The organism is Dietzia sp. SYD-A1, from assembly GCF_015356725.1.
Lineage (GTDB): Bacteria > Actinomycetota > Actinomycetes > Mycobacteriales > Mycobacteriaceae > Dietzia.
Map to the genome: position 1 here is coordinate 1 of NZ_JADDKI010000302.1, position 6,364 is coordinate 6,364.

4 protein-coding genes are annotated in these 6,364 nt (G+C 70.1%); 2 read left to right on the top strand and 2 right to left on the bottom strand.

The genetic code is table 11. From position 1 onward, the window contains the following. The first annotated feature begins 357 nt into the window (after positions 1-357). Positions 358-3,009, top strand: a complete 2,652-nt coding sequence (locus IY392_RS12440; RefSeq protein ID WP_182626906.1) for an ATP-dependent Clp protease ATP-binding subunit — start codon at positions 358-360, stop codon at positions 3,007-3,009. Positions 3,010-3,107: 98 nt separating this feature from the next. On the opposite strand, the gene IY392_RS12445 is transcribed toward IY392_RS12440, so the two are convergent. Together IY392_RS12445 and IY392_RS12450 are read right to left on the bottom strand one after the other, a co-directional pair. Then, positions 3,108-3,629: a flavin reductase family protein gene (locus IY392_RS12445; RefSeq protein WP_107755687.1), complete on the bottom strand. Its 522-nt coding sequence runs from the start codon at positions 3,627-3,629 to the stop codon at positions 3,108-3,110. An 83-nt stretch (positions 3,630-3,712) separates the two neighbouring features. Next, on the bottom strand, positions 3,713-4,888 hold the full coding sequence (locus IY392_RS12450) for an ROK family transcriptional regulator (RefSeq protein ID WP_182613631.1): 1,176 nt from the start codon (positions 4,886-4,888) through the stop codon (positions 3,713-3,715). 235 nt (positions 4,889-5,123) lie between these two features. Here IY392_RS12450 and IY392_RS12455 point away from each other — a divergent pair, with 235 nt between their 5' ends. Beyond that, positions 5,124-6,254, top strand: coding sequence for an LLM class flavin-dependent oxidoreductase (locus IY392_RS12455; RefSeq protein WP_228549357.1), 1,131 nt, complete (start codon positions 5,124-5,126; stop codon positions 6,252-6,254). The last annotated feature ends 110 nt before the right edge of the window (positions 6,255-6,364 follow it).

The following is a 6,364-nucleotide window of genomic DNA, read 5'->3' on the forward strand; positions in this document are numbered from 1 at the left end:
GGGCGAGGGTGGTCTTGCCCGTCCCGGGCGGAGCCTGGACCACCGCCGTACCCGCCGTGGCGAGCGCGCGCCGCAGGGCCGGGAGCGCGTCGGTGAAGGGCAGGCCGCGGCCGATCCGGTCCAGATCGAACGGGCTCATCACCCGGTCCCGCCCGACGCCACCATGCTCCCGAGACTAGATGTCCGCGCCGTCCCGCACGGATTCGGCGGCGTTCGCTGTCGGCGTACACGTATCCGCAATGATTCCCCGACCTGCCGCGTTGAACCCTGGTGACGGGCCGACTGCCACTCCTGTGGCTCCGGGCGTCAGACCGGGCCACTACAGTGGTGAACACCCGAGGAATGTGAGGTAGCACGATGTTCGAACGGTTTACCGACCGCGCGCGTCGCGTCGTCGTCCTGGCCCAGGAAGAGGCCCGGATGCTCAACCACAATTACATCGGCACCGAGCACATTCTGCTTGGTCTCATCCACGAGGGCGAGGGAGTGGCCGCCAAGGCCCTCGAGTCCCTGGGGATCTCGCTTGAAGCGGTGCGGAGTCAGGTCGAGGAGATCATCGGCCAGGGCCAGCAGGCGCCCAGCGGGCACATCCCGTTCACGCCGCGGGCCAAGAAGGTCCTCGAGCTGAGCCTGCGCGAGGCGCTGCAGCTCGGCCACAACTACATCGGGACCGAGCACATCCTCCTCGGCCTCATCCGAGAGGGTGAGGGGGTGGCCGCGCAGGTGCTGGTCAAGCTCGGAGCGGACCTCACCCGGGTCCGGCAGCAGGTCATCCAGCTGCTCTCCGGCTACCAGGGCAAGGAGGCGGAGGCCACGGGCGCGCCGGCGGGGACCGGCGGGCGCGAGTCCGGGACGCCGTCGTCCTCGACGGTCCTGGACCAGTTCGGCCGCAACCTCACGCAGGCCGCCATGGAGGGCAAGCTCGACCCGGTGGTCGGCCGCGCCAAGGAGGTCGAGCGCATCATGCAGGTGCTCTCCCGGCGCACCAAGAACAACCCGGTGCTCATCGGAGAGCCCGGCGTGGGCAAGACCGCGGTCGTCGAGGGCCTCGCCCAGGCCATCGTCAACAACGAGGTCCCCGAGACCCTCAAGGACAAGCAGGTCTACTCGCTCGACCTGGGGTCCCTGGTGGCCGGTTCCCGCTACCGCGGTGACTTCGAGGAGCGCCTGAAGAAGGTGCTCAAGGAGATCAATCAGCGGGGCGACATCATCCTGTTCATCGACGAGATCCACACGCTCGTCGGGGCGGGTGCCGCCGAGGGCGCGATCGACGCGGCGTCGATCCTCAAGCCCAAGCTGGCCCGCGGTGAGCTGCAGACCATCGGCGCCACCACGCTCGAGGAGTACCGCAAGCACATCGAGAAGGACGCGGCGCTCGAGCGTCGTTTCCAGCCGGTGCAGGTCCCCGAGCCCAGCGTCGAGTTGTCCATCGAGATCCTCAAGGGTCTACGCGACCGCTACGAGGCGCACCACCGTGTCACCATCACGGACGCGGCCCTGGCCGCGGCGGCCCAACTGGCGGACAGGTACATCAACGACCGCTTCCTGCCGGACAAGGCGATCGACCTCATCGACGAGGCCGGCGCCCGCATGCGGATCAAGCGGATGACCGCTCCGCCGGACCTCCGGGAGTTCGACGAGAAGATCGCCGAGGCCCGGCGCGAGAAGGAGTCCGCGATCGACGCGCAGGACTTCGAGAAGGCCGCCGGTCTGCGGGACACGGAGAAGAAGCTCATCGCCGAGCGCTCGGAACGTGAGAAGCAGTGGCGTGCGGGCGACATGGACGTGGCCGCGGTGGTCGACGAGGAGCAGATCGCCGAGGTGCTGGGTAACTGGACCGGGATCCCCGTGTTCAAGCTCACCGAGGAGGAGACCACACGTCTGCTCCGCATGGAGGACGAGCTGCACAAGCGGATCATCGGCCAGGAGGACGCCATCAAGGCGGTCTCCCGGGCCATCCGTCGCACGCGGGCCGGTCTCAAGGACCCCAAGCGCCCGTCGGGGTCGTTCATCTTCGCCGGCCCGTCCGGTGTCGGCAAGACCGAGCTCTCCAAGGCGCTGGCCAACTTCCTGTTCGGCGAGGACGACGCGCTCATCCAGATCGACATGGGTGAGTTCCACGACCGCTTCACCGCCTCCCGCCTGTTCGGCGCACCTCCCGGGTACGTCGGATACGAGGAGGGTGGCCAGCTGACGGAGAAGGTCCGGCGCAAGCCGTTCTCGGTGGTCCTGTTCGACGAGATCGAGAAGGCCCACTCCGAGATCTACAACACGCTCCTGCAGGTGCTGGAGGACGGCCGTCTCACCGACGGGCAGGGTCGCATGGTGGACTTCAAGAACACCGTGTTGATCTTCACCTCCAACCTCGGCACGAGGGACATCTCCAAGGCCGTCGGGATGGGCTTCCAGTCCGCCGACAACACCGAGGACGCCTACGACCGGATGAAGCAGAAGGTCAACGACGAGCTCAAGAAGCACTTCAGGCCCGAGTTCCTCAACCGTATCGACGAGATCGTGGTGTTCCACCAGCTCACCAAGGACCAGATCGTCGAGATGGTCGACCTGATGGTCAGCCGCGTGGGCGTGGCGCTCAAGGCCAAGGACATGACGATCGAGATCACCGACCGGGCCAAGGAACTCCTGGCCAAGCGGGGCTTCGACCCGGTGCTGGGTGCGCGGCCGCTGCGTCGCACCATCCAGCGCGAGATCGAGGACACGCTCTCGGAGAAGATCCTCTTCGGTGAGGTCGCGGCCGGCGAGTTGATCACAGTCGACGTCGAGGGTTGGGACGGCGAGTCCGACCAGACGGAGAACGCCAGGTTCACCTTCACCGGGGTCCCGCGGCCGGACGCCGCCGAGTCCCGCGAGGGTGAGGAGATCACCGCGAGTGTCGCTCCGACCGGTGAGGCCGGCCCGGGGGACTCGCTTCCCCCGAGCTCGGGTGGCTTCGCCGGCGGCGCCCCCGGCGGATCCTCGGGTAGTGGTGGGGCGGCTCCCGCCACCACCTAGCCCGAAGTCGCCGCACCACCGCGAGGCGGCCCCCGCTCTTCCGAGCGGGGGCCGCCTCGTCGTCTGCCGGGTCGTAGGCCCCGGGGGCGATCCGGTCGTCAGTCGCGGGCCGCCGGCACCGCCCACAGGCCACCGCCGACCACCACGAGCGGATCACTCGGCTCGTCGTCGAACCAGGCGTCCAGCATCCGCGCGATCACCAGGACGTGGTCGCCCGCCGGCACGAGACGGTCCAGTGCGACCCGTAGTCGCGCCCGCCCGCCGTGGAGGAGAGGCTCGCCGGTCTCGGCCCGGGTCCACAGGGAGTGGTCAGCGAACCTCTGTGCCGCGGGCCCCGAGAACCTCGACGCCAGGTGCCGGTCGGATTCCCCCAGCAGATGGATCACGGCGGTGCGGGCGTCGAGCACCGCGGCCAGGCTGGACGACGAGATCCCCACGTTGAAGCTCACCAGGGCCGGTTCGGACGACAGGCTGGACGGCGACGACGCGGTGAACCCCACCGGGCCGTCGGCGCCGTCGAGGGTGATGATCGTGACTCCGGCGGGATGCAGTCGCATCGCCCGACGGTGGGTCTCCGCCGAGACGCTCTGGCGGTCGGAGGACAGGCTTCGTTCGGTCATGCCAGAAGTCTGGAGGCTCGTGCTACGGATGTCGAACGTTCTGCTCGTGCTGACGCGAAGTGGGTGACGCCACCGCCACCACGTCAGGACACCGACAACAAGCGTGCGGGCAGCGCGCTCGTAGGGTCCGCGGAGATGGCGTCGAGCGCCACCGCCATGGCCGCCACCTGCTGGATCCGCCCTCCCGCCGTCGACACCCTGAGTTCGGGCGCTTCTCCCGGCAAGGGGGTCTCCCGCGAGGCGCTCAGAACGGGGCCCAGGTATCGCGGGTGGTCGGTGAAGGCCTGGCCGCAGAGCACCACCGAATCCGGGCGGGTGATGGTCGAGAGCAGCCCCACCAGGCGGCCGAGTACCGTGGCCCGCTCGACGAGGATCGCCTCGGCCACCGGATCGCCGGGTGCGCGTGCGGCGAGTTCCACCACCGACCCGACGGGGATGCCGCGGGCGGCCGCGGCGCGGACCAGTCCGGAATCGCCCACCACGTCCGTGAGGCCGCCTCCGCGGTCGTCGAGGTACGTGGTGGGCCCCACGGGCAGGTGCGCCAGTTCGGCCGAGCCGGCGCGCGGCAGGTGTACGGCGCCGTCGATCACCAGGGCGGAGCCGAGATGCTCCCGGGCGTAGACGACGAGCGTCGTCCCGGTGTGTGTCTCATGCCCCACGAGGAGTTCCGCCGCGGCCATGGCCTCGACGTGCGGGGCCACGGAGAACGGCACCCCGAGCCGATCGGCGAACAGCTCGGTCACCGGGACGTCCCGCCACCCCAGCAGGTCGTGGTCGACCCTGCCCGGGGAGGTGATCCTGGCCGCCGTGGCCACACCACCCCAGACGAGCCGACGTCCACGGTGGCCGTCGAGAAGACGGAACGCGATCGCGGACAGCTCGTCCGCGATCTGCTCCGGATCCCGGCCCGGGGTGGGGATCGCGAACTCGGACAGGATCCGGCAGGCGAGGTCACTGATCGCCACGACGCAGCGGCTGAGGCCGACGTGGACGGCCACCACCACCGGCCCGCCGGGATCGATCTCGACAGGGATGCTCGGTCGACCGACGGAACCGTCGTGCATGAGTTCCGGCCGCTCGCGGATGACGCCGGCGGACAGCAGCGCTGCCGTGGCGCGGCCGACCGTCGCCACCGACAAGCCCGTGGACGCCGCCACCTCCGGGCGGGTGACGGGCCCCCGGAACCGGATCGTGCGCATGACCCGGGCCGCGCTCACATCGGACAAGCGCAGGACTGGGGCGGCTGATCGGGTGGTCATGACGAGCAGGGTAACACAGGCTATAGACCGATCTGTCTACTGTGGTTAAGGGTATCGATCCTCGTGACGCCAATTGTGGCTCCACGCCACCGCCCGGTCCCACGATGAGTCGGTCCGCAGTCCGATCCCAGACCCCCAGGAGCCGTCAGTGGCCACCGACCCCATACGTCCACACGCCGAGCAGGCCGACCAGGCCGATCAGGCCGACCAGACGAAGACCCATCTCCACTGGTTCCTGCCCACGTACGGGGACTCACGCCACCTCGTCGCCGGGGGACACGGCACGTTCATGTCCGGGGACCGTCCGGCGACGCTGTCGTACCTGCGGCAGATCGTCGCGGCGGCCGAGCACAACGGGTTCGAGTCGCTTCTCACCCCGACCGGCGCATGGTGCGAGGACGCCCTGATCACCAGCGCGCTGCTCGCCGAGTCGAGCGACCGCATCAAATTCCTCGTCGCGCTGCGCCCGGGCCTCATGAGCCCCACCCTCGCCGCGCAGATGGCGGCCACCTTCCAGTGGCAGACCGGGGGCCGACTGCTCCTCAACGTGGTCACCGGAGGCGAGTCGCGGGAGCAACGCGCCTACGGAGACTTCCTGGACAAGGAGGCGAGATACGCCCGGGCCGACGAGTTCCTCGACATCGTGCGCGGACTGTGGCGATCCGGGGAGGCCCTGACCTACCGGGGCGACCACCTCGCCGTCGTCGACTCCGTCCTGGCGCGGCGGCCCGACCCGGTCCCGCCGATCTTCTTCGGCGGCTCCTCCGCTGCCGGGATCCGTGTCGCCGCGCGCCACGCCGACACGTACCTGACCTGGGGCGAACCGCCGGCCGCGGTCGCCGAGAAGCTCGACCGGGTCCGGGTCGCCGCGGCCGCCCACGGGCGGAGCCCGTCGTTCGGGATCCGGCTGCACGTGATCTCCAGGGACACCTCGGAGCAGGCGTGGGCCGAGGCGGACCGACTACTGGCGGGGATCGACCCCGCGGACGTCGCGCGCGTCCAGGCCTCGCTGACCGCCAGTGAGTCCGAGGGGCAACGCCGCATGCTCGACCTCCACGGCGGCCGGACCGACTCCCTGGAGATCTCACCCAACCTGTGGGCCGGCGTCGGACTGGTCCGTGGAGGGGCGGGCACCGCGCTGGTCGGTTCCCACGAGGAGGTCGCCGACCGGATCGCCGAGTACGCGGCGCTCGGACTCAGCCACTTCGTCCTGTCCGGGTACCCGCATCTGGAGGAGTCGTACCACTTCGGAGAGGGCGTGCTGCCCGTCCTCGCCCGTCGAGGACTGCGGTCGACGGGTGAGGGCCGCCGGGAGACGGTCTCGGTCCCGTTCGCCACGGCCGAACCCGCGTTCGCCCGCGGGTGAGGAGCAGGAGGAGAAGACCACCATGACCACTGTTCTCACCGCGTCAACGCCCGGGGCCCCGGTCGCCACGGCGGGCCCGACCCCGCAGAACCGGACGCCCCGGTCCCCGG